Raw genomic sequence first — 26,047 nt, forward strand, 5'->3', positions numbered from 1 at the left:
GGACGCCCAAAGACCACGGCCGGCGGCCAGAACCCCGAAGGGTCCAGTCCGCCGGCCTTTGCGTGAGCGTGCTGCGCGTGTTCCCGGATTGTGCCGGCTAGCCCAGTTCGCGGCTGATCTGGGCGGCGCGTTGGGCGGCGGCCGCGGCACCGTCGGCGATGAGCTGCTCCATGCCGCCCTTTTGGAAGGTGGCGATCGCCTGCTCGGTGGTGCCATTGGGGCTGGTGACCTTCTTGCGCAGCTGCCCGGGGTTCGCCTGCGGATCGGCCAGCATCTTCCCGGCCCCGGCGACGGTGGCCCGGGCCAGGTCGATGGCCAGCTGCTCGTCAAGGCCCAACTTTATCCCGGCCTTGGCCATCGCCTCGGCCAGGAAGAAGCCGTAGGCCGGCCCGGAGCCGGAGATCGCCGAGAGCGCGTCCTGCTGGGCCTCCTCGATCACGTGCACCTCACCGGAGCCGGCGAACAGGTCAATGACCTGCTGCAGCTGCTGTTCACTGACGGCCGCGGCCGGGCTAAGGCCCACCACCCCGGCCCCCACCTGCAGCGGGGTGTTGGGCATGGCGCGCACCAGCGGCTGGTCCTGCGGCAGGTGGGCGGCCATGGACTGCAGGGTGATGGCCGCGGCCACCGAAACAATCACGGTCTGCGGGCGCAGCGCTGCGGAGATCTGGTCGCACAGCTCGGTGATCCCCACCGGCTTGACCCCCAGGAAGACGACGTCCGCCTCGGCCGCGACCCGCGCGTTCGCCTCGGGATCCTGCCCGGTCACCACCACGTTCACTCCCAGCTCGCGCAGCTCGGCCTCACGCGCGTCGCTGCGGATGGTCGCGGTGATCAGCTTCGGGTCGTGCCCGGCTCCCAGGATGCCGCGCAGGATCGCCCCGTTCATGGAGCCGGTGCCCAAAAAGGCCAGGGTCAACGAGTTGGTCAGTTCGCTCATGGTGTCCTTACTTCGTTCGATCTGCGGTATCCGGCAGCGCCAGGTGGGTGCGGGCGTATTCGAGGGTTTCCCCCAGCCACTGTTCCTTCTGCCCGGTGCCCTTGGCCTTGCGGGTGGAGACCTCCACCGCGATGACCCCGCCGAAGTCGGTGTCGCGCAGGTACTGCAGGGTTTCGGCCACCGGCTGGGTGCCGCGCCCGGGCACCAGGTGTTCGTCCTTGCCGTTGTTCAGCCCGTCGCACAGGTGCAGGTGCGCCAGGCGCTCCCCCAGCTGCTCCACGGCCTTGCGCGAATCCATCTCGGCGATCGCCGCGTGGGAGAAGTCCCAGGTGACGTGCGGGTAGGACTGCGGTACCGGGTCCCAGTGCGGCAGGTACATCTTCGCTTCGCGTCCGCGGGCCCGCCACGGGTACATGTTCTCCACCGCGATCTTCATCCCGGTCGAGTCGGTCAGCCGCTGCACTCCCCCGGCGAACTCCAGGGCATAGTTCCCCTGCCAGCGGAACGGCGGGTGGGCCACGACGACCTCGGCCCCCACGGCCTGGGCCAGGATGACCGAGCGTTCGATTTTTGCCCACGCCGAGCCCCACACCTGCTGGGTGAGCAGCAGCGTCGGGGCGTGGATGGCCCGAATGGGCAGCTGGTACTTGTCCATCAGCGCCAGCAGGGCGGTGGCCGACTGGGTGGCCTGGTTGCCGGTGATCAGCACCTCCAGCCCGTCGTAGCCCACATCCTTGGCCACCGCGAACGCGTCGTGCACGGTCAGGGGGTAGACCGAGGCACTGGACAGCGTGATGGGGATTGACGTTGTTGCAGGCTCTTGCATGACTCAGCCCCTTCTTCCAAGCACTGGTGTGCCGATCAACCCCGAGCCGGGGCTAATTCGTTTCCGCGGGTGCGGGCAGTTGCCCCATCCCGGCACCGAGCGCTACCTCTCCAACTCCCACGCTACTACTTAGCGGAGTCGAAGAGTCAAACAAGACATGATCAAAACGGCGCAGCATCAGCCCTTCGCGCAGCGCCCACGGGCAAATGCGCAGGTGTTTGATCTTCAGTTTCTTCATGGCCTCGATCGCCACCAACGCGCCGGCCAGCAGCTGCGGGGCCCGCACCTGGGAAACCCCGGGCAGTTCGGCGCGTTCCTCCCAGCTCATGGCCATCAGCCGGTTCGTCCACAGTTTCAGGCTTTCGCGTTCCAGCACCCGCTTCACATAGGGCCCCTCGGTGCTGGGGGCGGCCCCGGTAATCCGGGCCAGGGAGCGGAAGGTCTTGGAGGTGGCGGTGGCCAGGGACGGTTTGCCGTACTGGGCCAGCTCCGTGGTGGGGTCCGAGAGCACATCGCGCACATAGGTGCGCAGCTCCTTGACCTGCTTGGGGGTGGGCCGGTCATCGGGCAGCCATTCGCGGGTCAGCCGCCCGGCGCCCAGCGGCACCGAGTAGGCCACCTGCGGGAATTCATCGTTGCCCAGGGCCAGTTCCAGCGAACCGCCGCCCATGTCCAGGTTCAGGATCGAGTCGTAGGCCCAGCCGAACCAGCGGCGCACCGCATAGAACGTCATGCCCGCTTCCTCTTCACCCGAAAGCTCCAGCAGCTTCACCCCGGTCTCGGCCTCCACGCGTTCCAACACGTGGGCGCCGTTGGAGGATTCGCGGATCGCGGAGGTGCAGAACGCCATGAAGTCCTCCACCCGGTGGCTGCGCGCGAACCGGGAGGCCTCGGTGATGAAGCCGATCAGTTCGCGCTGCCCCTCCTCGGTGATGGCCCCGTACTCGTTCAGGTACTGCACCAGGGAGAGCGGGCGCTTGTGCGACGCGTAGGGGTTGGGCCGGGCGCCGGGGTAGGCGTCCACCAGCAGCAGGTGCACGGTGTTCGAACCGATGTCCAGTACGCCCAGCCTCATCAGATGTCCTTCGCGTCGGGTAGCCTGCGCTACTTCTCGGTCTTCTTCGCGGTGGTCTTGGCCGTGGTGGCCTTCTTTGCCGTGGAGGCCTTCGTGGTGCTCTTCTTGGTGGTCGTCGCCTTCTTGGCCGGGGCCTTCTTGGCGGCGCTCTTGCGCTTGAGCGGGCCGCGGGCCCGTTTCTCGGCCAGCAGCTCGATGGCCTTTTCCCGGGTCAGCTCCTCGATCGCGGTGCCTCGCGGGACGGTGATGTTCGTTTCCCCGTCGGTGATGTACGGTCCGAAGCGGCCGTCCTTGACCACGATGTTCTTCTCACTGGTCGGGTCGGTGCCGAATTCGGCCAGCGGCGGCACCGCGGCACGCCGGCCGCGCTGCTTGGGCTGGGCGTAGATCGCCAGCGCCTCCTCCAGGGTGATGGTGAAGATCTGCTCCTCGGATTCAATGGAACGCGAGTCGCTGCCCTTCTTCAGGTACGGGCCGAAGCGCCCGTTCTGCACCGTGATTTCCTCACCCTCGGCATCGGTGCCCACCACGCGCGGCAGGCTCAGCAGCTTCAGCGCCTCCTCCAGCGTGACGGTCTCAATGCTCATTGACTTGAACAGCGAACCGGTGCGCGGCTTGATCTTGGCCGGCTTCTTCGGCGGCTTGGGCTTGCCGTTCTTGTAGTACTCCACCGGCTGGGCGGCCAGTTCCTCGGCGGTCGGCTCCGGGATCACCTCGGTGACGTAGGCGCCGTAGCGCCCGTCCTTAGCCAGGATGGTGCGCCCGGTCTGCGGATCCACCCCCAGCTCGCGTTCGGAAACCTGCGAGTTGGCGAACAGCTCCTCGGCCTTTTCCGCCGTCAGCTCATCCGGGGCCAGGTCCTCGGGCACGTTCGCGCGCTCCGGGGTGGCGTCCTCGGCCGCATCGGCGGGCAGGGCGCGTTCCAGGTAGGGGCCGAACTTGCCCACGCGCAGCACGATGTCATCGGTGATGGCAATGGAGTTGATGGCCCGGGCGTCAATGTCCCCCAGGTTTTCCACCACGTGCTTCAGCCCGCTGGCCGCGTCGCTGCCGAAGTAGAACAGGTTCAGCCAGTCGCTGCGGGCGCGCTGGCCCTTGGCGATCTCGTCCAGGTCATCTTCCAGCCGGGCGGTGAAGTCGTAGTCCACGTACTGGGCGAAGTGCTCCTCCAACAGGCGGATCACCGAGAAGGCGATCCAGCTGGGCACCAGGGCGCCGCCGCGCTTGGTGACGTAGCCACGGTCCATGATGGTGGAAATGGTCGGCGCGTAGGTGGAGGGGCGCCCGATCTCCCGCTTTTCCAGTTCCGCCACGATCGAGGCTTCGGTGTAGCGGGCCGGCGGGGTGGTTTCGTGGCCCAGGGCCTCCAGTTCGGTGCCGTTCAGCCCGTCCCCGACCTTCAGCTGCGGCAAGCGGGCCTCGGCGGACTCGCTGGCCTCGGCCTCCGGGGTGGTGTCCTTGCCCTCCTCGTAGGCGGCCAGGAAGCCGCGGAAGGTGATCACGGTGCCGGAGGCGGAGAACTCGGCCACCCGCTGGTCGCTGGCGGTGCCTGCCAGCTTGATGGTGGCGGTAAAGCCCTTCGCGTCGGACATCTGGGAGGCGACGGTGCGCTTCCAGATCAGCTCGTACAGGGTGTACTCGTCCTTGCTCAGCGAGGCGCGCACATCCCTGGGCCGACGGAACATGTCACCGGCCGGGCGAATGGCTTCGTGGGCCTCCTGCGCGGCGTCGGTCTTGGCCTTGTAGACGCGCGGACGCTCGGGCACCGAGTCCGCGCCGTACAGTTCGGTGGCCTGGGTGCGGGCCGCGTGCACGGCCTCGTTGGAGAGGAACACCGAGTCGGTACGCATATAGGTGATGTAGCCGTTTTCATACAGGCGCTGGGCGACCTGCATGGTGATCCGCGAGCTCCAGCGCAGCTTGCGCGAGGCTTCCTGCTGCAGCGTGGAGGTGGTGAACGGTGCGGCCGGGCGGCGGGTGTAGGGCTTGTCCTCCACCGAGGTGACCTTGAAATCGGCCTCGGCCAGGTTTTCCACCAGCGAGCGGGCGGCCGCCTCGTCAAGGTGGGTCACCGCGCTGCGCGAGCTCTTGAGCTGCCCACGGTCATCGAAGTCGCGGCCGGAGGCCACGCGGGCCCCGTCCACGGAGGAAAGCTTGGCGGCAAAGGATTCGGCGTTGCCGGTGGCGAAGACGCCCTTGATGTCCCAGTAGCCGGCGGAGATGAACGCCATGCGTTCGCGTTCACGCTCCACCACCAGGCGGGTGGCCACCGACTGCACACGGCCGGCGGAGAGCCCGCGGGCGATCTTGCGCCAGAGCACCGGGGAGATTTCGTAGCCGTAGAGGCGGTCCAGCACGCGCCGGGTCTCCTGCGCGTCCACCAGGTCGGTGTCCAGTTCGCGCATGTTGCCCAGGGCGCGTTCGATGCCCTCCTTGGTGATCTCGGTGAAGGCCAGGCGGCGCACCGGCACCTTGGGCTTGAGCACCTGCAGCAGGTGCCACGCGATGGCTTCGCCCTCGCGGTCCGCATCTGTGGCCAGGTAGAGCTCGTCGGCTTCCTTCAGCTTGGCCTTCAGCTCGGAGACGCGCTTCTTCTTGTCCGGGTACACCACGTAGTAGGGCTCGAAGTCGTTGTCCAGGTCGACCGCAAACTTGCCCACCGAGGTCTTCTTCAGCTCGGTCGGCAGTTCCGAGGGCTGGGGAAGGTCACGGATGTGCCCCACCGAGGCGTCCACGTCGAAGCCTTCGCCCAGGTACTTGGCAATCGACTTCACTTTGGCAGGGGACTCGACGATGACGAGCTTCTTACCGGTTTTTTCCTTGGCCTTCGGGGGCACGGCTCTCCTTCACACGGTGTCGGCAACAACCCGACCCCGAAACTATCAGACCCGCTGTCGTTGTCGCCAAGATGCATCCATGGCTCCAGTGCTGAGCCACGATTCCCGATGATCATACATCGGGCAGCAGCCTGTCCTTGCTACGCCCCGGCCGGGGAAGGATGCGGGTACTCGGGCAACAACGATACCAAGTAGAACATCCGGGTGGAGTGGATACTGCGCTCCTCGGCTGTGGCCATGGCCTCATATTCGTAGATCAGGTCCATCAGCCGGCGGTTAAATTCCTTCTGCTTGTCCTCCGGGAGGAACACCAGCCCGCTGCTGAGCAGCGGTGGGCGGTCCGCGGGGGCCACGATGCCGGCCTTGGCCTCGGCCTCGCGGCGGGCCACCTCGGCGTTCAGCCGGGTGCGGAAGTTGTTCAGCTGCACGTTCAGGTAGGCGGTCTTGGCGTTGGCCGAACCGTCGTGGGTGTTCAGCTCCAGGCGTTCACCGGCCGCCTTCCACCGGCGTTCGCGCGCATCACCCTCATTGGCGGCGCGCACCACGTATCCGTACTTCTCCAGCGCCCGCAGGTGGTAGCTCATCGCACTGGGGGTCAGCGAGCACAAGGTGGCCAGCTCAGTGGCGGTGCGGGTGGCCTGGGAGGCAAAGAGTTCGTCGAGCACGATGAGCCGGGCGTCGTGGGCCAGCGCGCGAATCGCCTGGGGGTCGGTGATGGACACCAGTTTCGGGTCCGGCGCGGCCCCAGGGGCCTGGTGCTCGTCAGGCCTCTCGGATGTGTTCTGTGTCATACCGAAAAACTTTAGTCCTTGTTTCACACTTTGCGAAGAAAGCCATGCCGGATTAAGCGTTCCACCCCGTCACGCAGGCGATCGGCGAAGGATTCATCCCCCTCCCCGATCAGCGCGTCCAGCGCATTGACCAGCTGGTCCACGCTCAGTTCCCCGTCACTGGCGGACACGAACCCGGCCTGGGCGGTGTCCAGCACCTCGCTGCGGCGCAGCCCCGCGCCCTGGCGCAGCAGGATCACCCCGGGATGTTCGGCGCCCGGGCGCTGGTGGCGCTCCTCGGTCACGTCCTCCGCGGCCTCCAGGTGCCACTGTCCCCATTGCCCGTTGGCGGCACGCAGCTCGGCTGCGGTGTGCAGGTCCCGCTGCAGGAAGGGCGCCAGCGGCTGCTGGACCGGGTGGGTGATGGATTCGAAACGCTGCTCGGGCCGATGCCCGTCCCGGGCCAGGCCAAGGTAGACGTAGCCGAACCCGATCCCGGCGACCGAACGGCCGGCAAAGTCATCCAGGTACGCCTGGTAGGCCTGCTGATACTGTTCGGGGTCCTGGTCCTGGGAGGCATCGCGCAGCCAGGTTTCGGCGTACAGGCTGGGGCTGGACTGCTCCCGCTGGATGACCCAGACATCCAATGCCGGATCAAACCACGGGCGGATCCGCTGATCCCAGGGCTGCTCGCCCAGCGGGATTTCCCAATTCGCCAGCATCTGTGCACTGCCCCCGGGCTCCAGGTAGCTGGGCAGCTGCGAAATCAGGGCCTGGACCAGGCTGTCCCCGGCCATCCCGCCATCACGGTAGGTGAAGATCGCTTCGTCCTCCGCGCGCGGGGTGATGACAAAGGGCGGGTTGGTGGCGATCAGGTCAAAGCGCTGCCCCTGCACCGGTTCAAACAGGCTGCCGCACCGCAGGCTCACCCGCTCCTCCAGCCGAGCCGGATCCACCTCCAGCTGCCGGTGGTTCAGCAGCAGGTTAAACCGGGTGAAGGCCAGGGCGCGCACGGAAAGGTCGGTAGCCGTGACATGCCGGCAGTGGGCCAGCAGGTGGAATGTCTGGATGCCGCACCCGGTGCCCAAATCCAGGGCCCGGTCCACCTGGGGACGCAGCGTGATCTGCGCCAGGGTCAAGGACGCCTGGCCGATGCCCAGCACATGGTCCGCCCGCAGGACCCCGGGGCGCTGGTGCGCGCCCAGGTCGTGCGCCACCCACAGTTCCGCGGAGCTGTCCGATGCGTGTGGGGTCAGGGCCACACTGGCCCGCAGCCCTGGACCATGCTGCTCAACCAATCCCAGCCGCAAAAGCCCCTGCACCCCGGTGCGGCTGAAGGCCGCATCGATCCGGTCGGCCGGGTAGCCCTGGCCCAGCTGGAACAACCCAATCACCGTGGCCAGCCCGGACTGCTTCGGGGTCGCCCGGCGCACCTGGCGCAATGCCGGCGGGATCTGGTCGCGGCCGAACGCCTCCACCGCTTCCTGCCCGAGCAGGGCCGTGATCGCATCGAACGTGAAGTCCAGTGCGGTTAGATCGAAATACAGGGAATCAAGCAGCGCCTGCTGGTCACTGCGTGGGGCGTCGTCAACGGCGGCAAAATCGGTGGAAGTCACAATTGCGATTCTAGCTAGTTGCGGCAGAAATGACCGGGGGCAGGCGCGTACGATGCGGTCATGGCCTTAGTCACCGTCACCTACCTGCAGCAAACCGATCCCTCCCAGCTGGTCCCCTCCTCGCGTCCCCTGCCCGAGGACGCGCGCATCGACTGGGTCCAGCAGATCACCCCGGAGTTCTCCCGCTTCCTGTACCTGGGGGTGGGCAGCGAACTGCACTGGGCCGATCGCCTGGTGCTCACCCGCCGACAGTGGCTGGAGCAGCTGCGGGCCCCGGGCTCCGAAACCCATGTGCTCTACCGCCATGGGGCTCCGCAGGGGTACATCGAGTTGGCCGCTGTGCCCGGCACCGCCGGGACCGAGGTGGAAATCTTCTACTTCGGCCTCTTCCCCCAGGCCATCGGCCAGGGGCTGGGTGGCGCCCTGCTCACCGAGGGGATCCGGCGGGCCTGGACTCTGGACGAACGCCATGCCGGGATGGCGCCGGTCAGCCGGGTGTGGCTGCACACCTGCTCCCTGGATGGGCAGCAGGCCCTGCCGAACTACCAGGCCCGCGGGTTCACGGTCTATGACGTGCAGGAAGAGCAGACCGAGGTGCGTGATCCCTCCAAGGACCTGTGGCCCGACGCTTCCCGGGTGTAGCCCGAAACGAAGCAAGGCCTGGAGATCCCCACCAGGGATCACCAGGCCTTCACACTGTAGCCGGGCCTAGGCGCTGAGCGCCGCCTGCTGGCACGCCGGGCAGCGGCGCAGCTGCTCGTCCTGGGCGCATTCGGTGCAGAACAGCCGCAGGTTGCGGCAGGAGAGCTCGGCGCAGTTCTCAAACTTGTTGGTCGGCGCCTGGCAGCCCACGCATTCGCCGATGGTCACCGCGTCCTCGGTGAATTCCATGTGCATGCGCTTGTCGAAAACGTACAGCGAACCCTCCCACAGGCCGGCATCCCCATACTTTTCTCCGTAGCGCACGATCCCTCCCTGCATCTGGTAGACCTCTTGGAAGCCACGGTTGATCATCAGCGCCGAGAGCACCTCACAGCGAATCCCACCGGTGCAGTAGGTGACGATCGGCTGGTCCTTGAGGTGGTCGTATTTACCGGAGTCGATCTCTTCCAGGAAGTCCCGGGTAGTGTCCACCTCGGGCACAATCGCGTTCTTGAACCGGCCAATCTGTGCCTCGAACGCGTTGCGCCCGTCGAAGAACTGAACCTGGGTTCCTTCCTTCTGCTTGGCCTCGACCAGTTCATGCAGCTCTTCCGGACGCAGGTGCGTACCGCCGCCAACGACGCCGTTCGCGTCGACCTGCAGCTCCCCCGGTGCCCCGAAGGTGACAATCTCATCGCGCACCTTCACCGAGATGCGCGGGAAGTCCTCGGCGGAGCCTTCGGACCACTTGATGTCCATCTTCTTGAAGGCCGGATATTCGCGCGTGGCCTTAACATACTGCTTCACCGCGGAGATCTCCCCACCGACGGTTCCGTTGATGCCGTCCTTGGAGATGATGATGCGTCCTCGCAGACCCCACTGCTCCAAAAGGGAGCGCTGCCACAGGCGGATCGCCTCGGGGTCGTTCAGCGGTGTAAAAGCGTAATACAAGACAATGCGATGAATGGCCACAAGGTATAAGGGTAGTGGGTTTAGCGTCCATTCAGGTGCTACGTGGAGCAACGTCACATCAGTTTGACTATGATTTCAAGTAAGCAACGATTGGCCTTTGTCAGCGAGTTACTAGGAAAGACAGGGTAGGGTCAAAGCATGGCATCAAACGCAAGCGATGAACTAATTGGCACCTGGGTTGCAGGCTGGTCCGGCGCGCGCGGCTATGAAGCGCGCCATGAAGGCCGTGTCCATGCGGCGCTGCGGCACGACACCACCGAGGACTGGGAGTACGTCATCTACGACCCCTCCCGCGAGGAACTGCAGGCCGTTGCCGAGACCCTGAAAAAGCATCCGGCGCGACGACTGACCGCCTTTTCCGAAGACGTTCCGGGGCTGATTGAGCTGGCCAACGAGGTCGGTTTGCAGATCGCTGCCGATGACGAAGTTTTGATGGTTACCGAGTTGGCTGCCCACGACGTGGAGGTGCCGCTGCCCCCGGATGGCTTCGTGTTCCAGATTGAACGCGATGGCACCCACGCCTACGTCTCGCTGCACCCGGAGGATAACGAGGAAGTCGTTGCCGCCTCCGGCCACGTCTCGGCAGTAAATGGTTATGCCATCTTTGACCGCATCATCACCGGTCCCGAATTCCGCCGCCGCGGCCTGGGCACCCTGGCCATGCGCGCCCTGGCCTCCTTGGCACAGGAACACGATGTGGACGAAGGCCTGCTGATTGCTTCCGTTGATGGCCAGAAGCTCTACGCGTCACTGGGTTGGACGAATCTGGGCAGCGTTGTGGCCTTCAAAGGCTAACTCGCACGCGTCCGCCCCCTCGCCGCCGAGCCCGCTTCGGCGGCGAGTAGCATTTAACGGACCGGGCAGGCCCGCGTGCTCACCCCGGCTGTGAGCTTGGGGCTGCACCCCGCCGGCCCTGCCAATCATGCGTCCATCCCGCCAACCACCGAGGTGATCCCAGCCCATGGCCAAGACCGTCAACGCGCTGCTGGATCCATTCGAACGGCACAATGACCCGGACGCAGTAGTGCACCGCCGCGTGGTGCCGGCCAAGGATGAAATCACCGCACCGTGGCCCGAATGGCTTGACCCGCAGGTGCGCGGGATTTTCCAGGGGCTGGGGATCAACCAGCCCTGGCTGCACCAGGTTCAGGCGGCCGAGCTGATCCATCAGGGACAGCACACGATCGTGGCCACCGGCACCGCCTCGGGCAAATCCCTGACCTACCTGATGCCCGGACTGGACGCACTGTACCGGGCACGCCAGGCCTCCCCCAACGACTGGGACGCCCAAGCCACCATCTTGTACATTTGCCCGACCAAGGCGCTGGCCGCCGACCAGCTGGCCACCGTGCAGGCCCTGCAGGTGCCCGGGGTACGGGCCTCCAGCTATGACGGCGACACAGACCCGGCCCGCCGCTCATGGATCCGGCAGCACGCGAACTTCATCTTCACCAACCCGGACATGCTCCACCGCGGCATCCTGCCGAACCATCAGGGCTGGGACCGCTTCTTCAAGCGACTGCGCTATGTGGTCATTGATGAGGCGCACTCCTACCGCGGGGTCTTTGGTTCCCATGTGGCCAACTTGCTGCGCCGGCTGCGTCGGGTGTGCCAGCACTACCGGTCCGGCCCCGTCTTCATCGGCGCCTCGGCCACCAGCGCCGACCCGGCAGCGTCTTTCTCGCGGCTCATCGGCGCCCAGGCCGAAGCGGTGACCCATGACTTCTCCACCTCCGGCGAGCTGGTAATTGGGCTGTGGGAACCGCCCCTGACCGAACGCGTGGGAGAAAACGGGGCACCGGTTCGTCGCACCGCGATCGCCGAAAGCGCTTCCATCCTCACCGATTTGATGGCCGACCACACCCGCAGCATAGTCTTCATCAAGTCCCGTCGCGGCGCCGAAACGATTGCCACGCTCACCCGCCGTCACCTGGAACAGTTCGCCCCCGAGCTCAGCGTCCGCCTGGCTGCCTACCGCTCGGGCTATCTGCCCACCGAGCGCCGGGAGATCGAATCGGCTCTGCGCTCGGGCAAATTGCTGGCAGTCACATCCACCTCCGCGTTGGAACTGGGAATCGACATCGCCGGACTGGACGCAGTGGTGGTCGCCGGCTGGCCGGGCACCCGGGCCTCCTTCTTCCAGCAGATCGGCCGGGCCGGGCGGGCAGGGCAGGGTTCCCTGGCCATTTTTGTGGCCAGTGAAGATCCCCTGGACACCTACCTGGTGCACCACCCGGAGGCGATCTTTGACCTGGGCGTTGAGGCGACTGTGTTCGATCCGCAGAACAAGTACGTGCTCTCCGGTCACCTGTGTGCGGCAGCCCAGGAACTGCCGTTGCGCAGTGAAGAACTGGAAATGTTTGGCCCCACCTCGGAGGAGCTGCTCGATTCCCTGGTGGCCCGCGGTTACCTGCGCCGCCGCCCGGCAGGCTGGTTTTGGACCCACGCCCAGCACGCGGCGGCCATGTTCTCCATCCGCGCCGATGGCGGGGGCCCGGTAAACATCATCGACGCGGAATCCGGCGCGATCCTTGGCACCATGGACTCACCGCAAACCCACTACCAGGCCCACCCCGGCGCGATTTACGTCCACCAGGGTTCCAGCTACTTTGTTGAAGAGCTCGACGAACAGAACCATACCGTCGTTGTCACCCGCGTCAACCCGGACTATTACACCACCGCGCGGGACATCACCACGGTCGCCGTGCAGGGAACCGAGCGCAGCAGCGAGCACCGCGACCTGGCCATCCACTTTGGAGAAGTCATCGTCACCACCCAGGTGGTGTCCTTCCAGCGCAAGTCCGTCTCCTCCAACGAGGTACTCTCCGAGGAGCCGCTGGATCTGGAAGCACGCGAGCTGCACACCAAGTCCATCTGGTTCACGCTCACCGAACAGCGGCTGATCAATGCGGGAATCACCCCCGAATTTTTCCCCGGGGCCCTGCATGCGGCGGAGCACGCGATGATCGGTCTGCTGCCCTTGGTGGCCACCAGCGACCGGTGGGATATTGGAGGAGTCTCCACCGCCTTGCACGTGGACACTGGGCAGCCAACAATCTTCGTCTACGATGCCCAGCCCGGCGGTGCCGGATTCGCCGAGCGGGGTTTTGAACAATTCGTCCGTTGGGTGCGGGCCACCCGTGATGCCATCGACAGCTGCGAATGCACCAACGGCTGCCCCAGCTGCGTCCAGTCCCCCAAGTGCGGCAATAGGAACAATCCGCTAAACAAGGCCGGCGCAATCCTACTGCTCAGCGCAGTGCTGGATGACATCGAGCCGCGGCACTGGCGCTAGGAACTGATCAGTTCCACAGTGGCGGCGGCCCTGCCCGCGCGGTCGCTCGCGCCTGATACACATTCAGGCCTGCGAAGGTAAATCCCACCGGCACGCTCACCGATACCTGCACCACCTGACCGCCTTGCAGGGCGCAATGTTCCACGCCAGCCCCGTTGCTGCCGGCGATCTGCACAGCCACGGCGCACGGTTCACCCTCACGCAGCCCGCGGGCCGTATCCGCCGCGGCGAGCGCCGCTAGATCGGCGGCAGTTCCAGCCCGGGTGGCCGCATGCCCTGCCGATAGGATCAGCGCGATGGCCCCGCAAGCCAATATTCCCACCAGCAGCAGGGCCAAGCCCAGCACCGTGCCGCTGCCGCGTTCCGGATCCTGCCCGAGCGTTGCTGACCTGTTCATTTCTGCTCCCACGCCGCATGGGCCTCGCCGCGCAAGGTAACCGTCCCGATCAGGGGCACCTGCAGGATTCGGCTCACCTTCACCTCAGCCAATGACCCGCCGGTGCTAATGCTGAACCGTGCCTTGCCTCCGGCCAGGCGGCTGCCGGTGGCCCGTGCCTGGGCAGGCTCTTCACCGCGCGCCAATTCCCGGGCAACCGCCGAGGCAGCCTGCTGCACCCGGATCTGCTGCATTCCCAGGACTCCCACGCCCAAAGTGAGGCTGAGCATCAGTGCAATGCCCGGCAGCAGCACCGCAAGTTCTGCGGTGCTGCTGCCCCGGTCATCTTTCAGCCCCATAGCTAGAGGCTCAGGGCCCTGCTGATCAGGCCCAGCAGCATGCCGCGCACATCCCCGCTGGACAGGATGCTGATCAATAAACCAGCGAAGGCAACCGCTGCCAGGGTCACCATGGCGAATTCGGCGGTCGTACTGCCGCTCTCATCGTCCCATTCAATCCCGGCAGGCACCCCGGGACGCTGTCGTAGACCCTTGGAACCCATTGCGTTCCTGATCCGTGATTTCATGTCGGTTCCTTTCGAGGGTAATTTTCCGAATCATTTCCGGTTGGTTGGACAAGGTTGGGGATCAACCCCGTCTGCCATCCACCATCACGGCATTACTCCCACCCCTGCAGGGGCGGGTGGCGGATTGGGGATTACCACTGGGGCAGCAACGCGACGATCAGCGGGATGACGCCCAAGGCGATGAACGCCGGCAAAGCGCACAAGCCCAGCGGCAGCACGAGTTTGGTCCCAAACTGGGCACCGACCCGCTGTGCGGTGGCGATCCGCTCGCGCCGTTGCAAGGCCGCCGAGTTGTGCAGCAGCTGGGAGGCGGACGCTCCGGAACTGCGGGTGAAATATAGCGCCCGGCGCAGCGGCGCCAGCCAGGAGGGTGTGCCGTTCCAGGCGTCGTTCCAGTCCATGTTCATCTCCAGGCAACGACACACGGCACGCAACGGCGCACAATGCGGAATGTTGGTGCCCAGGATCTGCAGCACGCGATTCAACGGCAGCCCCGATTCCAAGAGGCTGGCCGCCAGGTCCAGCACCAGTTCCACCGGCGGATCCTGGGCCGACGGTTTCGTTCTTCGTTTCCCTTCCCGCCCACTGCCGGGCCGCTGCTGGCGGGCTGGCGGACGGAAGGCCAGCATTACGCTGATGGCCAGGGACAGCAGGAACAACGCTCTCACCCCTGGACCGCCTCACGGGTGGAACGCGTTAACAGCAGCCGGCACCAGAGCCGGTTGGCCGCCCAGAGCCCAAGACCCAGCAGGACCGCCACCCGGGCCAGCGCGGATTCTGCCAGCACGGTGAAAACGTCAATGCCAAAGAGCGCCCCACTCAGCAAACCGAGCAGGGGCAGCCAGGTCAGCAGGCGGGTGGTGGCCCGGGGACCGGCCAGCGCGACATCCAGGGTTCGCCGTGCATCCTGCGCCGCCTCCAGGTCCTCGGCCAAACGCTCCAGCACTTCTGCCAGCGGGGCGCCGCTTTGCTCACAGATCTCAAAACACCAGTGCAGCCGGCGCAACAGGTGCCCGGCCTCCCCGTCCAGGCCGGCAACCGCGCCTGGGGGCTGTGTCCAGCGGGTCTGGCGTTGGACATACAGTGCCGATAGTGCCTGTGCTGCCGGGTTTGTCTCCCCTGCTTCGATCCGCAGCAGCAACTGCATGGCGGCGTCCAACTGTTTACCGCTGCGCAGCAGCCCTGCCAGTTCGCGCACCACCCGTACGCTGGACTCCGCATGCGCGTCCACCGCTGCACCCCGACCCGGGCCGATTCGTTGCCCCGGCCAGAAGCGCCGGTGGAGTGTATCCCCGGAATGAAAACTCGTTGCGTTGCGCAGCAGCGGCCGCCTTCCCAGGTTTGCATTGGGGCCGCCGCACTGCTGCCGCCGACGCGTAGGGGAACGCCACAGGGCGGCGGCCGCCACCAGCAGCAGCAGTCCGAAAACCGAGAGCAGGGTCATGTTGCGCTCCCCGGTCGGCGGTACAGCGCCTGGAGGATCGTCTCCACGGTGGCAGAATCGAACCGCTCCTTTAACCATGATTCCGCGCCAGGCAGCAGCGGGTCGTGCAAGGAGGCGTCAATCAGCGGTTGGGTGCGCATCTGCTGGGTCTCCCCCAGGAACAGGCGACTCAGCTTCACCGGAGCCCGACTCCCGTCAGGACCGCGTGCCATGTGGATGAGCAGGTCCAGTGCGCTGCTGGCCTGCAGCGCGGTGGCCTGCGGATCCCAGCCGGCTAGGGCCCCGAGCGCCGCCAACCGTGCCGGAACCGCCCCGGGTTCATTGGCGTGGATCGTCCCGGCTGCCCCCTGGTGCCCGGTATTCATGGCCGCCAGGAAGTCCCGCACCTCCGCACCGCGGCATTCTCCGACGATAAGCCGGTCCGGGCGCATCCGCAGGGCCTGGATCACCAGGTCGCTTAATCGCACCTCGCCACGGTGCTCCGCGTTTGGAAGGCGCGCCTGCAGCGACACCACATGCTCGTGCTCGACCTGCAATTCGTGGGTGTCCTCCACGATCACCAGCCGCTGGCCCGAATCCACCAGCCCAAGCATGGCCTGCAGCAGGGTCGTCTTGCCCGAGCCGGTGCCCCCGGAGACCAGGAAGTTCTGCTCGGTGCTCACCACCGCCTGAAGCAGCGGCTGCCACCACCGGTGGGCGGCCCCCAGCAATTGGTCCAGCCCACGCCCGGCGGCCTGCTTGACACGGATGGAGATCACCGGGCCCTGCACGGCAACAGGCGGCAGCACCGCGTGGATCCGGTACCCACGCACCGAGACATCCACGAAGGGCATCGCCTCGTCCAAACGTTTGCCGGCCAGGGACGCGAAGTGCACGGCCAGCCGGCGCACCTGCTCGGCGGAGCTGAAGCTGAACCCGGTGAGACGCAGTCCCTGCGCTGAATCGGTCCACACCTGGCCCCGCCCATCCACCAGCACGTCGCTGACACCGGGCAGGGTGGCAAACTGTTCCAGTACCGACAAGCCCTGCACCTCATCACGCAGGTTCTGTAGGGTTTGTGCCGAACCGGTCGAACCCCAGGCCGTACCGGCTTCGGTGACCGCTTCGGCCAGCGCGATCGGGTCCAGGTTCCCTCCGCTTTGGATCGCCTTGCGCCGCACCGACTCCAGGATCCTTTGGTCCACCAGCCCCTGCCGGTAGCTGCCGCCCGGCCGCTGGGCGTGCCGCCCGCCGTTCACGATCCACTCTCCTTGAGCGGCAGCAGTGCGCAGTCGGCAATCGCCTGCCGCAGCCTACGTGAGCGCAGTGCCTGCAGCAGTTCACCGCGTTCCGCACAGCGCTGCACACCGCCGTGCTGGGGAAAGAACCCCAGCAGCCCCTCGGGCTGCCCCAGTGGACTCCTGCCGGTGCCGGCACACAGCACGTACCCGTATCCGGTTGCACGCTGGCGGCTTTGCCCCGAACCGGTGAGCACCATGCGGTCCTGAAACTGCCCCAACACCGGGGCCAACGGGTGGATGAATCGACCAGTGTCAATGACCACCAGGTCAAAGGCCTGTCGGGCGGCCACCAGGACCCGTGCCGCCAGCGGCTCGTCAATCACGAACGTTCCGGGATCCTGCCGCCAGGACAGCACGGCAGTGCCCTCACAGCGCGGCAGCATTTCCCTAAATTGGTGCGGGGCCAGGTGTCCGCGGGATTCGCGCAGCTGCTCCCAGCCAATCCCGCTGACCGGTTGCCAGCTGAGCATTGGCCACAGCGACCCGGAGTGGGGATCCAGGTCCAGCACCACCGATTCCAGTCCGCTCAGCGTGCCGGCATGGGCGCTGAGGCACGCCAGCGAACTGGTGCCGATCCCTCCGGCGAGCGCGGCGAGGGCCAGCGTGTGCCCGTGCCCCGCCCGCAGCGCCCACTGGCCCAGATACTCCCCCAGCCATCCGGCCGCCTGCGGCAGCACCGCCACCCGGGTTTGCGGCCACGCGCTGGCCGCCAGCCACAGCTGCTGCGCGTGTTCGTCCCTTCCCACCAGCACCTGGCCGGTCCCCGGCGCGTGCTGCCCAAGCCAACCGCACTGGTCCGCTCCCCACAGCACCGGTCCGTCCACCTTCATCTCCGGCAGCTGCTGCGGGTCTGGACAGTGGCGCAGACGCACGGCGCAGCTCAGGGCAATCATCGCCATCGCATCTATCAGTTCGCGGTCGTTGGTCACCAGCCAACAGCTTGGCTCCCCGGCAACGCTGGCCGCCGTCGCCACCGCTGAGCGGCCGGGTGCGGCAGCGTCACGGACCTGCACCTGCCCGGGGCCGGGGTTCGGAAACATTTGGGGCGCCGCGGTTGGCACCGCGCGGTCGGTGGCCAGCGGCGGGGGCGGGACCGCCACAAAACGCTGATCCACACCAGCCGGTTCACACCGTCGGAGGTTCTCTAGCCATTTCATGCCCCTACCGTGACCGGCCACCCCTGGCCTGGAGGGTCGTAGGGGGCCGAATGGGGAAATCTCGGGCACCAAGGCACAATTAAGCCATGCCCACACTCGCCTTCCTCGCCACCGGCACCGATGAGGCCTTCGGAGTCATTTTGCTGCGCGAGGAAGCCGATGGAAAGCAACTGGCTCCACCGATCACGGTGTCCCGGCAGGACTTTGCCGCCACCGTCCAGCGCCTGGAAGACCAGTACAGCCCACGCTGGGTCATCTCCCGCACCGCGAACTGGATGCCTGCGCTGCTGGAGGCCGACGTGCACCTGGCCAAGGCCCATGTCCTGGACCTGGCCCAGCGGATCCTGCACCGCAGCCCCTTCGTCTCCCAGCGACTACCCGATGTGGAGCTGGACGAACGTGCCGCCCGCCCCGCCCAGCCGGGCCAGGACACGCTGTTCGCCGAACCCTCCCAGGGTGAGGACCTGCCCGGACTGGAGGCCCGCTACCTGCAGCAGCGCCAGGCCCTGCCCAACGACGCGCAACAGCGTCACCGCCTGCAACTGCTGCTGCGTGCCGAGAGCATCGGCGCGGTCATTGCCGCGGAGATGGAGCACGCGGGGTTGGCCTGGGATGCGAACGCGCACCGGGCCCTGCTGCGAGAACAGCTGGGCGCCCGGGTCCCGGAGGGGATGCGAGAACCGAAACTGGCGGAACTGGCCATCGAACTCGGCCAGGCGCTGCACAGCCCGGGACTGAATCCGGATTCGCCCCAGGAGCTGCTGCGCGCCCTGCAGCGGGCCGGGTACCCGGTGGGTTCGGTGCGCGCCTGGGAACTGGAGCAGCACCGTGATCCGGTGATCAACCTGGTGCTGCACTACAAGCACCTCTCCCGGCTGGCCAGCACCCACGGGGATGCCTGGCTGGATCAATGGGTGCGCGACGCGCGCTTCCACCCGCATTACGTGTTGGGCACTGTCGCCTCCGGGCGCTGGGCCGCCACCGGCGGCGGGGCCCTGCAGCTGCCGCACGATATCCGCCAGGTGATCACCGCCCCTGCCGGACAGGTGTTCGTGGTGGCCGACGGACGCCAGCTGGAACCGCGGATCCTCGCAGCCATTTCCGGGGACGCTGCACTGCAGCAAGCCGGGCAGGACGCTGACCTGTACCAGGCGTTCGTGGACGTCGGGGTCGCCGCCAGCCGGGCGGATGCGAAGCTGGGCATGCTTTCGGCAATCTACGGGGGAAGCTCGGCAATGGCCGCCGGGGTGGTCTCCGCACTGGAGCGCAACTTCCCGCGCGCCATGGAGTATGTCAGCCAGGCCGCCCGGGCCGGGGAACAGGGCCAGGGGGTGCACAGCTGGCTGGGCCGTGGCTGCCCACCGGCCTCCGAGGAATGGGTGAACGCCCAGCGCCACACCGCCGACGCGGCCGCCCAGGCCGCCGCGGATGCCGCTGCCCGCTCCCGGGGCCGGTTCACCCGCAACTTCGTGGTGCAGTCCACCGCCGCCGAATGGGCGCTGGTATGGATGGCGCACACCCGGCATTTGATCTACTCAGCCGGGCTGCACACCCGCTGCCGGCAGGTCTTCTTCGTCCACGATGAGCTGGTCTTCGAGACCGAAGAGGCGCTCGCCGAAGGCTTGGCCCACGCGATCCGCCAGGGCGCCCGGCAGGCCGGACAAACCCTCTTCGGGCAGCATTCCCCGGACTTCCCGGTCAGCGTGGCAACCGTCAAAAGCTACGCGGACGCCAAATAGGCGGTCCTTGGGGCGCTTAGGCCATCTTGATTTCGCGCGCGGTATCCCAGTGCCGGGTCCAACCCAGTTCATTGAACAGGCGGTCCAGCACGATCGCGGTGAACCCCCAGATGATGCGCCCCTCATAGTCGAACGCGGGGGCGCTGAAGCGCTGCCGGCCACGGCTGACCACGGCGCTGAGCCGGTTGTGCGGGTTGAGCAGTTCGGCCACCGGGGCGCGGAACACGTCCTGGGACTCCCCCGGGTCCACCGGGTAGACCTCACTCTCCTGCTGCCACCAGCCGATGACGGGGGTGACCAAAAAATTGGTGATCGGCAGTTCGGCGTCCGACAGCTGGCCGAGCACCTGGATCCCGTCGGTGCGCACCCCGGTCTCCTCCTCGGCCTCACGCAGCGCGGCGGCTGCCGGCGAATCGTCTTCCGGGTCGATGCCGCCGCCGGGGAAGGCGATCTGCCCGGCATGGTTGCGCAATGTCGCGGCGCGGGTGACAAACAGCAGGTCCAGTTCATCGGCCGGGCTGTCGTCGCGCAGCGGACCGGAATCGTGGTGCCCAAAGAGCATCAGCACCGCCGCGCGGCGGGCGGTCGGCGCGTCCACCTGCTGCATCACCCAGTCCCGGGGCATCGACTGCGGGGCCCCGGCCCGGGTGCGGTGCGTCTTGATGATGGCTTCCAGTTCAGTGCGTGCGCTCATGCTCCCAATCCATATCCCTGGCTGCGCAGTTCGCGGCGGGTAGCTCCTGCCCGCATCTTCTCCAGCAGGTCTTCGCGTCCCGGCGCCAGCTCATACTTAAGTAACTTGCGCGCCTTGGCAGGTATTTCCTCCCCGATTCCGTAGGAGGGACACAGCTTGGCCAGCGGGCAGGCCCCGCAGGCGGGGGTGCGGGCGTGGCAGACGCGTCGGCCGTGGAACACCACGTGGTGGCTGAGCATGGTCCAGTCACGCTTTTCAAACAGCGCCCCCACCGCGTGCTCCAGTTTTACCGGGTCGGTTTCGCTGCTCCACCCAAAACGGTTGGCCAGCCTGATGAAGTGGGTGTCCACGGTGATCCCCGGGATCCCGAACGCGTTGCCCAACACCACGTTGGCGGTCTTGCGGCCCACCCCGGGCAGCTTGACCAGCTCCGCCAGCTTGCCCGGCACCTGCCCGTCATGCTGGTCCACCAAGGCGGTGGAAAGCCCCAGCAGGGATTCGGCCTTGGCCCTGAAAAACCCGGTGGGGCGGATCAGTTCCTCCAGTTCGGGCCGCTCGGCCTGGCTCATGGCCTCGGCATCCGGGTAGCGGGCGAACAGTGCCGGGGTGATGGAGTTGACCCGCACGTCGGTGGTCTGCGCGGAGAGCACCGTGGCCACCAGCAGCTCGAAGGGGTTCTCGAAATCAAGTTCCGCGACCGCGTACGGGTAGGTTTCGGCCAGGATCCGGTTCATCTTCCGCGCCCGGCGCTTCAGGGCCAGCGGAGACTCGGTGATACTTTTCATCGACACCCCCTGATCGTGTCACGGCCGGGCTGTTTTTCTGAAGATTACGCACGCTTCGGCGCAGGGCTACGACCGTTCGGCGCACTTTTCGGGCCTCTGGCGTCCCAAATGGTGGCGCAGTTCACTTTAGCGGCCGCGAAAGGGGTAACTTGGATCACAGGAAACTTTTGTGAATGCCAAGCCGGAAGGGAAGCACACTGATGAGCGAAGCCAAGACCCTGGACAACCTCTCGAACGAGACCCGGTCCTTTGCCCCGAGTGTTGAGTTCGCCGCCAACGCCGTGGCCAACGCCGAACAGTACAAGAGCGCGGACGCGGACCGCCTGGGCTACTGGGCGGACCAGGCGCGCAAGGTGCTGACCTGGGACACCGACTTCACCGAGACCCTGGACTGGTCCGAGGCGCCGGTGGCCAAGTGGTTCGTGGGCGGGAAGCTGAACGCCGCCTACAACGCGCTGGACCGGCACGTGGAGAACGGCCTGGGCGACCGGGTTGCCATCTACTTCGAGGGCGAGCCGGGTGACACCCGCGCCTACACCTATGCGCAGCTGACCGAGGAAGTGAAGAAGGCCGCCAACGCATTTGAATCCCTGGGCGTGGCCAAGGGCGACCGGGTGGCGGTCTACCTGCCGATGATCCCCGAAGCCGTGATCACCATGCTGGCCTGCGCCCGTATCGGCGCGATCCATTCGGTGGTCTTCGGCGGCTTCTCCGCCGACGCGCTGCGCAGCCGCATCGATGATGCTGAGGCCAAGCTGGTGGTCACCGCCGACGGCACCTGGCGCCGCGGCAAGCCCAGCCCGCTGAAGCCGGCCGTGGACGAGGCCCTGGCCGCGCCGGGACACACCGTGCAGAACGTGCTGGTGGTCAAGCGCAACGGCGAGGACGTGGCCTTCGGCGAACTGGACAAGTGGTGGGATGACGTCGTGGGCGCCGCCAGCACCGAGCACACCGCCCAGGCGCACGACGCCGAGCACCCGCTGTTCGTGCTGTACACCTCCGGCACCACCGGCAAGCCCAAGGGCATTGTGCACACCACCGGCGGCTACCTGGTCCAGGGAGCGGTCACCCACCGTGACACCTTTGACCTGCACCCCGAATCGGACGTGTTCTGGTGCACCGCCGACATCGGCTGGGTGACCGGGCACAGCTACGTCACCTACGCCCCACTGGTCAACGGCGCCACCCAGGTGATGTACGAGGGCACCCCGGACACCCCGCACCAGGGCCGCTGGTGGGAACTGGTGGAAAAGTACGGGGTCACGATCCTGTACACCGCCCCCACCGCGATCCGCACCTTCATGAAGTGGGGCCGGGAAATCCCGGACGGCTACGACCTGTCCTCGCTGCGCGTGCTCGGCTCGGTGGGCGAACCGATCAACCCCGAGGCCTGGATGTGGTACCGGGACGTGATCGGATCAAACAACGGCAAGAACGGGGAGAAGAAGGAACACCCCACCCCGATCGTGGACACCTGGTGGCAGACCGAGACCGGCGCGCACATGATCGCCCCGCTGCCCGGGGTGACCTCCACCAAGCCGGGTTCCGCCCAGGTGGCGGTGCCGGGCATCAGCGTGGACGTGGTCGATGAGGAAGGCAAGTCCGTCGGCAACGGGCAGGGCGGCTTCCTGGTCATTCGTGATCCGTGGCCGGCCATGCTGCGCGGCATCTGGGGCGACATGCAGCGCTACAAGGACACCTACTGGTCGCGCTTCCAGGACATGTACTTCGCCGGGGACGGGGCCAAGAAGGACGATGACGGGGATATTTGGCTGCTGGGCCGCGTGGATGACGTGATGAACGTGTCCGGCCACCGCCTGTCCACCACCGAAATCGAGTCCTCGCTGGTCGCCCACCCGCTGGTGGCCGAGGCTGCGGTGGTTGGCGCGAAGGATGACACCACCGGGGAGGCCGTGGTCGCGTTCGTGATCCTGCAGCGCGAACCGGAGGAGGGCCAGGACGTGGTGGCCACGCTGCGTGACCACGTGGGCAAGGACATCGGCCCGATCGCCAAGCCGCGCCACGTGCTGGTGGTCCCGGAACTGCCCAAGACCCGTTCGGGCAAGATCATGCGCCGCCTGCTCAAGGATGTGGCCGAGGGCCGTGAGGTCGGAGACGCCACCACGCTCTCCGATGCGACGGTGATGACCCAGATCGCGCAGTCAATGCGCAAGTAGCAGCCGAGTCCGGCGCCGCCTGGCGCCGGTGACCTGCCCGGCCCGGAAAGCCAGGAGGAGACATCCTTCCGGCTTTCCGGGCCGGGCGCTTTTTAACGCCGGGTGACCGCTCTTTGACGCCGCCGCAGGCTGGGCGGGACGCCGGTGCAGTAAATTTGGCTCCATGAGCGCAACCGAGAAGAACACCATCCTGCTGGTCAACGGCCCGAACCTGAACCTGTTGGGCACCCGGGAGCCGGCCATCTACGGCCATGACACGCTGGCCGACGTCGAGGCCCTGGCCCGCGACACGGCCGCGGCCCACCAGCTGGAGGTCAAGGCCGTGCAATCCAACCATGAGGGCGTGCTGATCGATGCGATCCACGAGGCCCGGACGCAGGCAGCCGGGATCGTAATCAACCCGGGGGCCTTCACCCACACCTCGGTGGCCATCGCGGATGCGCTGGCGGGGGTGGATTTGCCGGTGATCGAGGTGCACATCTCCAACGTGCACCAGCGTGAAGCGTTCCGCCACCACTCCTATGTTTCCCCGGTGGCCAGCTCCATCATCATTGGTGCCGGGATCAACGGCTACCGGCTGGCCGTTGAGCAGCTCGCGCACCTGCTCGGCCGCTGACCCCGCGACGCTCCCACGGGGCCTGCACCGGATGGGGCACCGCGTGCGGCGGTGTTAGTCCTGCAGGCAGCCGCCGGTCTTAATCGACTTGGTGCGGCCGGCCGCTTTGGCCATGGCCTCTTCGAGCTCGTCCAGGCTCTGGGCGAAACCGACCTCCTCGTCGCTGCGCGACTTGGCGAACACCATGCCCACGGCCTGCCCGTCCTCGTTGACCAGCGGCCCGCCCGAGTTGCCCTGGGACACTTCGGCGGTGAGCTGGTAGACGGACAGCGGCCCGGTCTTCTGCTCGTAGATGTCGGCAATGGTCACGGTCGCCTCGGAGGCGACCACCGCGCCACGGATCTGCAGCGGACCGCCGGCCGGGTGGCCAATGAAGGCCGCCTCGTCCCCGCGCACCAGATCCTGGCCGGCCATCGGCAGCGTCTCGGCCTGCAGTCCGGGAACGTTGAGCACCGCGATGTCCGCGGCCGGGTCAAAGTACACCACCTTGGCGCGCAGCAGCTCCTGGTCCGGCACCTCGACGGTCGCGGCGCTGACCCCGGCCACCACGTGGGCGTTGGTCATCACCATTTCCGGGGCCACCACGAAGCCGGAACCGGTCAGGTTCACGCCGCATTGGGCGGCGGTGCCGGAGATCTTCGCCACCGAATCCTCGACATCCAGCTGTGCCTGGCTGGGGGCCCAACCGGTTTCCTCCACCGGCTCCACGACCGGGGCGAAGGGTTCCATGATGGCTGGAAGGGTTTGGGCCATGACCGCTGAACGTGCCGAGGAGATGGCCGAGGTGACGAACTGCGGGGTGGCGTTGCGGATCGTGGCGATCATCGAGGACTGGGCGATCTCGGTGGACAGGCGCGGGATACCCATTGAGGAGGTGGAAAAGGCCAGCGCGCCGATGACGGTCGCGGTGATCAGCACCGACAATGCGCCGCCCATGAGGCGGTCAAAGACCCGCACCACATCAAAGTTCAGCCGCCGCCGGATGCCGGTGGCAATCACCCGACCCAGTGCCTGGCCCAGCAGGATCAGCACCGCGGCCGCGCCAACCATCAGGCCGACCCGGCCCCACGGGTTGGACACCCAGGTGGACACCAGCGGGATGGCGAAGAACGCGGCAATACCGCCGGCCACCAGCCCCAGCATGTCCCCGACGGTGAGCATGAAGCCGCGCCGAACCCCGGCAATGAAAAAAGAAAGGAGAACGATGCAGATGGCAATGTCCAGCCAGTTGAAAGCTGCGAGCAACGAGACTCCACTTCGTTCTAATGATCCTTCGGCCTTTCCAAGGTACCCTTTTTACCTGATGGATTTCTGCGAGTTCTTTTGCTCCCTCAGCCGTATTCGGCGTGATTAATAGCATTTTCTCGGCAAAACCACGTGTGGAAACTGTCACATTGTTACCGGATGCGGCACAATGAAATTAGCGCTCACTACTGTTGACAGGAGATTTAATGGATATCGAGGTTTTGCGCCGCGCGCCGCTATTCGCATCTTTGGGTGATGACGTCTTCACCACCCTGACCGAAGAGCTGACCGAAGTTGATCTCTCTCGCGGTGCATCAGTGTTCCGTGAGGGCGACCAGGGCGACCAGCTGTACTTCATCGTTTCCGGCAAGATCAAGCTGGGGCGCACCTCGGCTGACGGCCGCGAGAACCTGATTGCAGTGCTCGGCCCGGGTGAACTCTTCGGCGAAATGGCCCTATTCGACCCCCACCCGCGCAACGCCACCGCCACCGCAGTCTCCGAGACCCGCCTGGCTGGTCTGCGCCACGAGAACCTGCGCAAGGCGATCCTGAACTCCCCCGAGGTTTCCATCCAGCTGCTCCAGGCCCTGGCTGCCCGCCTGCGCCGCACCAACGAGTCGCTGGCGGACCTGGTCTTCTCGGACGTTCCGGGTCGTGTCGCCAAGGCCCTGCTGGACCTGGCTGACCGTTTCGGCCGCCCGGCCACCGACGGCATCCTGGTCGCCCACGAGTTGACCCAGGAAGAGCTGGCCCAGCTGGTTGGCGCTTCGCGTGAGACCGTGAACAAGGCCCTGGCCGAGTTCGTGCAGCGTGGCTGGCTGCGCCTGGAAGCACGCGCCGTCGTGATTCTGGACATCCAGCGCCTGCGCCAGCGTTCGCGCTAAAACTGCGAAGCCCCGGACGGCCGGCCTCCACGGTGTGTGAAGACCGGCAGTCCGGGGCTTTTTGCTGTCCGAAATTAGTCGGGGCAGGATC

Annotated in this window: 24 protein-coding genes; 7 read left to right on the forward strand and 17 right to left on the reverse strand. The window is 66.6% G+C overall.

The annotated features are described in order from the left end of the window. Window positions 1-97 precede the first annotated feature (97 nt). The 6 genes from proC to GcLGCM259_RS11425 all read right to left on the reverse strand — a co-directional run bounded on the left by proC (window position 98) and on the right by GcLGCM259_RS11425 (window position 8,064). Window positions 98-940 carry a pyrroline-5-carboxylate reductase gene (proC, locus tag GcLGCM259_RS11400; protein WP_138926659.1) on the reverse strand — a complete coding sequence of 281 codons (843 nt, stop codon included), beginning with the start codon at window positions 938-940 and terminating at the stop codon, window positions 98-100. A 7-nt stretch (window positions 941-947) separates the two neighbouring features. Continuing rightward, window positions 948-1,766: a sugar phosphate isomerase/epimerase family protein gene (locus tag GcLGCM259_RS11405; RefSeq protein ID WP_138176918.1), complete on the reverse strand. Its 819-nt coding sequence runs from the start codon at window positions 1,764-1,766 to the stop codon at window positions 948-950. Between the two features lie 52 nt (window positions 1,767-1,818). Then, window positions 1,819-2,841: a Ppx/GppA family phosphatase gene (locus GcLGCM259_RS11410; RefSeq protein ID WP_138176915.1), complete on the reverse strand. Its 1,023-nt coding sequence runs from the start codon at window positions 2,839-2,841 to the stop codon at window positions 1,819-1,821. A 29-nt stretch (window positions 2,842-2,870) separates the two neighbouring features. Beyond that, complete coding sequence (gene topA / locus GcLGCM259_RS11415; RefSeq protein ID WP_138926660.1) at window positions 2,871-5,678, reverse strand: type I DNA topoisomerase; 2,808 nt, start codon at window positions 5,676-5,678, stop codon at window positions 2,871-2,873. A 140-nt stretch (window positions 5,679-5,818) separates the two neighbouring features. Next, window positions 5,819-6,469 carry an ArsR/SmtB family transcription factor gene (locus tag GcLGCM259_RS11420; RefSeq protein WP_138176910.1) on the reverse strand — a complete coding sequence of 217 codons (651 nt, stop codon included), beginning with the start codon at window positions 6,467-6,469 and terminating at the stop codon, window positions 5,819-5,821. Window positions 6,470-6,492: 23 nt separating this feature from the next. Next, on the reverse strand, window positions 6,493-8,064 hold the full coding sequence (locus GcLGCM259_RS11425) for a DUF7059 domain-containing protein (RefSeq protein WP_138926661.1): 1,572 nt from the start codon (window positions 8,062-8,064) through the stop codon (window positions 6,493-6,495). Window positions 8,065-8,124: 60 nt separating this feature from the next. Between GcLGCM259_RS11425 and GcLGCM259_RS11430 the strand changes: the two genes are divergently transcribed. Continuing rightward, entirely contained in the window at window positions 8,125-8,706 is a 582-nt protein-coding gene (locus tag GcLGCM259_RS11430) for a GNAT family N-acetyltransferase (RefSeq protein ID WP_138176904.1), read from the forward strand. 66 nt (window positions 8,707-8,772) lie between these two features. Here the strand turns inward: GcLGCM259_RS11430 and trhO are convergent, their stop codons facing one another. After that, a complete protein-coding gene (trhO, locus tag GcLGCM259_RS11435) occupies window positions 8,773-9,678 on the reverse strand; it encodes an oxygen-dependent tRNA uridine(34) hydroxylase TrhO (RefSeq protein WP_138176901.1) in 906 nt (301 codons plus the stop codon). Window positions 9,679-9,816: 138 nt separating this feature from the next. Here trhO and GcLGCM259_RS11440 point away from each other — a divergent pair, with 138 nt between their 5' ends. Then, window positions 9,817-10,473, forward strand: a complete 657-nt coding sequence (locus tag GcLGCM259_RS11440) for a GNAT family N-acetyltransferase (protein WP_138176898.1) — start codon at window positions 9,817-9,819, stop codon at window positions 10,471-10,473. A gap of 166 nt (window positions 10,474-10,639) precedes the next feature. After that, window positions 10,640-12,973: a DNA 3'-5' helicase SftH gene (locus GcLGCM259_RS11445; RefSeq protein ID WP_138926662.1), complete on the forward strand. Its 2,334-nt coding sequence runs from the start codon at window positions 10,640-10,642 to the stop codon at window positions 12,971-12,973. Between the two features lie 7 nt (window positions 12,974-12,980). Here the strand turns inward: GcLGCM259_RS11445 and GcLGCM259_RS11450 are convergent, their stop codons facing one another. The 7 genes from GcLGCM259_RS11450 to GcLGCM259_RS11480 form a co-directional block, all read right to left on the reverse strand. Beyond that, window positions 12,981-13,370: an Rv3654c family TadE-like protein gene (locus GcLGCM259_RS11450; RefSeq protein WP_138926663.1), complete on the reverse strand. Its 390-nt coding sequence runs from the start codon at window positions 13,368-13,370 to the stop codon at window positions 12,981-12,983. Continuing rightward, window positions 13,367-13,708 (reverse strand): TadE family protein, encoded by a 342-nt coding sequence (locus tag GcLGCM259_RS11455; protein WP_054820908.1) that lies wholly within the window; start codon window positions 13,706-13,708, stop codon window positions 13,367-13,369. The genes GcLGCM259_RS11450 and GcLGCM259_RS11455 overlap by 4 nt, the downstream gene beginning before the upstream one ends. Window positions 13,709-13,710: 2 nt before the next feature. Beyond that, window positions 13,711-13,935 carry a DUF4244 domain-containing protein gene (locus GcLGCM259_RS11460; protein WP_246049551.1) on the reverse strand — a complete coding sequence of 75 codons (225 nt, stop codon included), beginning with the start codon at window positions 13,933-13,935 and terminating at the stop codon, window positions 13,711-13,713. Between the two features lie 131 nt (window positions 13,936-14,066). Continuing rightward, entirely contained in the window at window positions 14,067-14,603 is a 537-nt protein-coding gene (locus GcLGCM259_RS11465) for a type II secretion system F family protein (protein ID WP_138926664.1), read from the reverse strand. Beyond that, a complete protein-coding gene (locus tag GcLGCM259_RS11470; protein ID WP_175419410.1) occupies window positions 14,600-15,379 on the reverse strand; it encodes a type II secretion system F family protein in 780 nt (259 codons plus the stop codon). The genes GcLGCM259_RS11465 and GcLGCM259_RS11470 overlap by 4 nt, the downstream gene beginning before the upstream one ends. Then, window positions 15,376-16,617: a TadA family conjugal transfer-associated ATPase gene (locus GcLGCM259_RS11475; protein WP_138926666.1), complete on the reverse strand. Its 1,242-nt coding sequence runs from the start codon at window positions 16,615-16,617 to the stop codon at window positions 15,376-15,378. Before GcLGCM259_RS11475 ends, GcLGCM259_RS11470 begins: the two co-directional genes overlap by 4 nt. Continuing rightward, complete coding sequence (locus GcLGCM259_RS11480; RefSeq protein WP_138926667.1) at window positions 16,614-17,699, reverse strand: CpaE-like family protein; 1,086 nt, start codon at window positions 17,697-17,699, stop codon at window positions 16,614-16,616. Before GcLGCM259_RS11480 ends, GcLGCM259_RS11475 begins: the two co-directional genes overlap by 4 nt. A 203-nt stretch (window positions 17,700-17,902) precedes the next feature. Between GcLGCM259_RS11480 and GcLGCM259_RS11485 the strand changes: the two genes are divergently transcribed. Continuing rightward, a complete protein-coding gene (locus GcLGCM259_RS11485; protein WP_138926668.1) occupies window positions 17,903-19,555 on the forward strand; it encodes a bifunctional 3'-5' exonuclease/DNA polymerase in 1,653 nt (550 codons plus the stop codon). A gap of 16 nt (window positions 19,556-19,571) precedes the next feature. Here the strand turns inward: GcLGCM259_RS11485 and GcLGCM259_RS11490 are convergent, their stop codons facing one another. Together GcLGCM259_RS11490 and nth are read right to left on the reverse strand one after the other, a co-directional pair. After that, window positions 19,572-20,249, reverse strand: coding sequence for an NUDIX hydrolase (locus GcLGCM259_RS11490; protein ID WP_138176850.1), 678 nt, complete (start codon window positions 20,247-20,249; stop codon window positions 19,572-19,574). Beyond that, window positions 20,246-21,034, reverse strand: a complete 789-nt coding sequence (gene nth / locus GcLGCM259_RS11495) for an endonuclease III (RefSeq protein ID WP_138926669.1) — start codon at window positions 21,032-21,034, stop codon at window positions 20,246-20,248. Before nth ends, GcLGCM259_RS11490 begins: the two co-directional genes overlap by 4 nt. Window positions 21,035-21,234: 200 nt before the next feature. Between nth and acs the strand changes: the two genes are divergently transcribed. Both acs and aroQ read left to right on the forward strand, forming a co-directional pair. Next, complete coding sequence (acs, locus tag GcLGCM259_RS11500) at window positions 21,235-23,211, forward strand: acetate--CoA ligase (RefSeq protein WP_138176844.1); 1,977 nt, start codon at window positions 21,235-21,237, stop codon at window positions 23,209-23,211. A 163-nt stretch (window positions 23,212-23,374) separates the two neighbouring features. Further along, on the forward strand, window positions 23,375-23,827 hold the full coding sequence (gene aroQ, locus GcLGCM259_RS11505) for a type II 3-dehydroquinate dehydratase (RefSeq protein WP_054820869.1): 453 nt from the start codon (window positions 23,375-23,377) through the stop codon (window positions 23,825-23,827). A 54-nt stretch (window positions 23,828-23,881) separates the two neighbouring features. On the opposite strand, the gene GcLGCM259_RS11510 is transcribed toward aroQ, so the two are convergent. After that, window positions 23,882-25,072 carry a MarP family serine protease gene (locus tag GcLGCM259_RS11510; protein ID WP_138926670.1) on the reverse strand — a complete coding sequence of 397 codons (1,191 nt, stop codon included), beginning with the start codon at window positions 25,070-25,072 and terminating at the stop codon, window positions 23,882-23,884. Window positions 25,073-25,278: 206 nt separating this feature from the next. Between GcLGCM259_RS11510 and GcLGCM259_RS11515 the strand changes: the two genes are divergently transcribed. Next, window positions 25,279-25,956, forward strand: a complete 678-nt coding sequence (locus tag GcLGCM259_RS11515) for a Crp/Fnr family transcriptional regulator (protein WP_054820866.1) — start codon at window positions 25,279-25,281, stop codon at window positions 25,954-25,956. Window positions 25,957-26,047 lie beyond the last annotated feature (91 nt).

The organism is Glutamicibacter creatinolyticus (assembly GCF_006094275.1).
In the GTDB taxonomy this organism is placed as follows: domain Bacteria; phylum Actinomycetota; class Actinomycetes; order Actinomycetales; family Micrococcaceae; genus Glutamicibacter; species Glutamicibacter creatinolyticus.

Bases quoted from the DNA above. Each gene is read 5' to 3' on its own strand.
- GcLGCM259_RS11470 (WP_175419410.1), bottom strand. From the start codon at position 15,379: ATGACCCTGCTCTCGGTTTTCGGACTGCTGCTGCTGGTGGCGGCCGCC.
- GcLGCM259_RS11485 (WP_138926668.1), top strand. From the start codon at position 17,903: ATGCCCACACTCGCCTTCCTCGCCACCGGCACCGATGAGGCCTTCGGA.
- GcLGCM259_RS11455 (WP_054820908.1), bottom strand. From the start codon at position 13,708: ATGGGGCTGAAAGATGACCGGGGCAGCAGCACCGCAGAACTTGCGGTG.
- GcLGCM259_RS11430 (WP_138176904.1), top strand. From the start codon at position 8,125: ATGGCCTTAGTCACCGTCACCTACCTGCAGCAAACCGATCCCTCCCAG.
- GcLGCM259_RS11445 (WP_138926662.1), top strand. From the start codon at position 10,640: ATGGCCAAGACCGTCAACGCGCTGCTGGATCCATTCGAACGGCACAAT.
- GcLGCM259_RS11450 (WP_138926663.1), bottom strand. From the start codon at position 13,370: ATGAACAGGTCAGCAACGCTCGGGCAGGATCCGGAACGCGGCAGCGGC.
- GcLGCM259_RS11405 (WP_138176918.1), bottom strand. From the start codon at position 1,766: ATGCAAGAGCCTGCAACAACGTCAATCCCCATCACGCTGTCCAGTGCC.
- GcLGCM259_RS11420 (WP_138176910.1), bottom strand. From the start codon at position 6,469: ATGACACAGAACACATCCGAGAGGCCTGACGAGCACCAGGCCCCTGGG.
- GcLGCM259_RS11440 (WP_138176898.1), top strand. From the start codon at position 9,817: ATGGCATCAAACGCAAGCGATGAACTAATTGGCACCTGGGTTGCAGGC.
- proC (WP_138926659.1), bottom strand. From the start codon at position 940: ATGAGCGAACTGACCAACTCGTTGACCCTGGCCTTTTTGGGCACCGGC.
- GcLGCM259_RS11480 (WP_138926667.1), bottom strand. From the start codon at position 17,699: ATGTTTCCGAACCCCGGCCCCGGGCAGGTGCAGGTCCGTGACGCTGCC.
- GcLGCM259_RS11460 (WP_246049551.1), bottom strand. From the start codon at position 13,935: ATGAAATCACGGATCAGGAACGCAATGGGTTCCAAGGGTCTACGACAG.
- GcLGCM259_RS11490 (WP_138176850.1), bottom strand. From the start codon at position 20,249: ATGAGCGCACGCACTGAACTGGAAGCCATCATCAAGACGCACCGCACC.
- nth (WP_138926669.1), bottom strand. From the start codon at position 21,034: ATGAAAAGTATCACCGAGTCTCCGCTGGCCCTGAAGCGCCGGGCGCGG.
- acs (WP_138176844.1), top strand. From the start codon at position 21,235: ATGAGCGAAGCCAAGACCCTGGACAACCTCTCGAACGAGACCCGGTCC.
- aroQ (WP_054820869.1), top strand. From the start codon at position 23,375: ATGAGCGCAACCGAGAAGAACACCATCCTGCTGGTCAACGGCCCGAAC.
- GcLGCM259_RS11515 (WP_054820866.1), top strand. From the start codon at position 25,279: ATGGATATCGAGGTTTTGCGCCGCGCGCCGCTATTCGCATCTTTGGGT.
- GcLGCM259_RS11410 (WP_138176915.1), bottom strand. From the start codon at position 2,841: ATGAGGCTGGGCGTACTGGACATCGGTTCGAACACCGTGCACCTGCTG.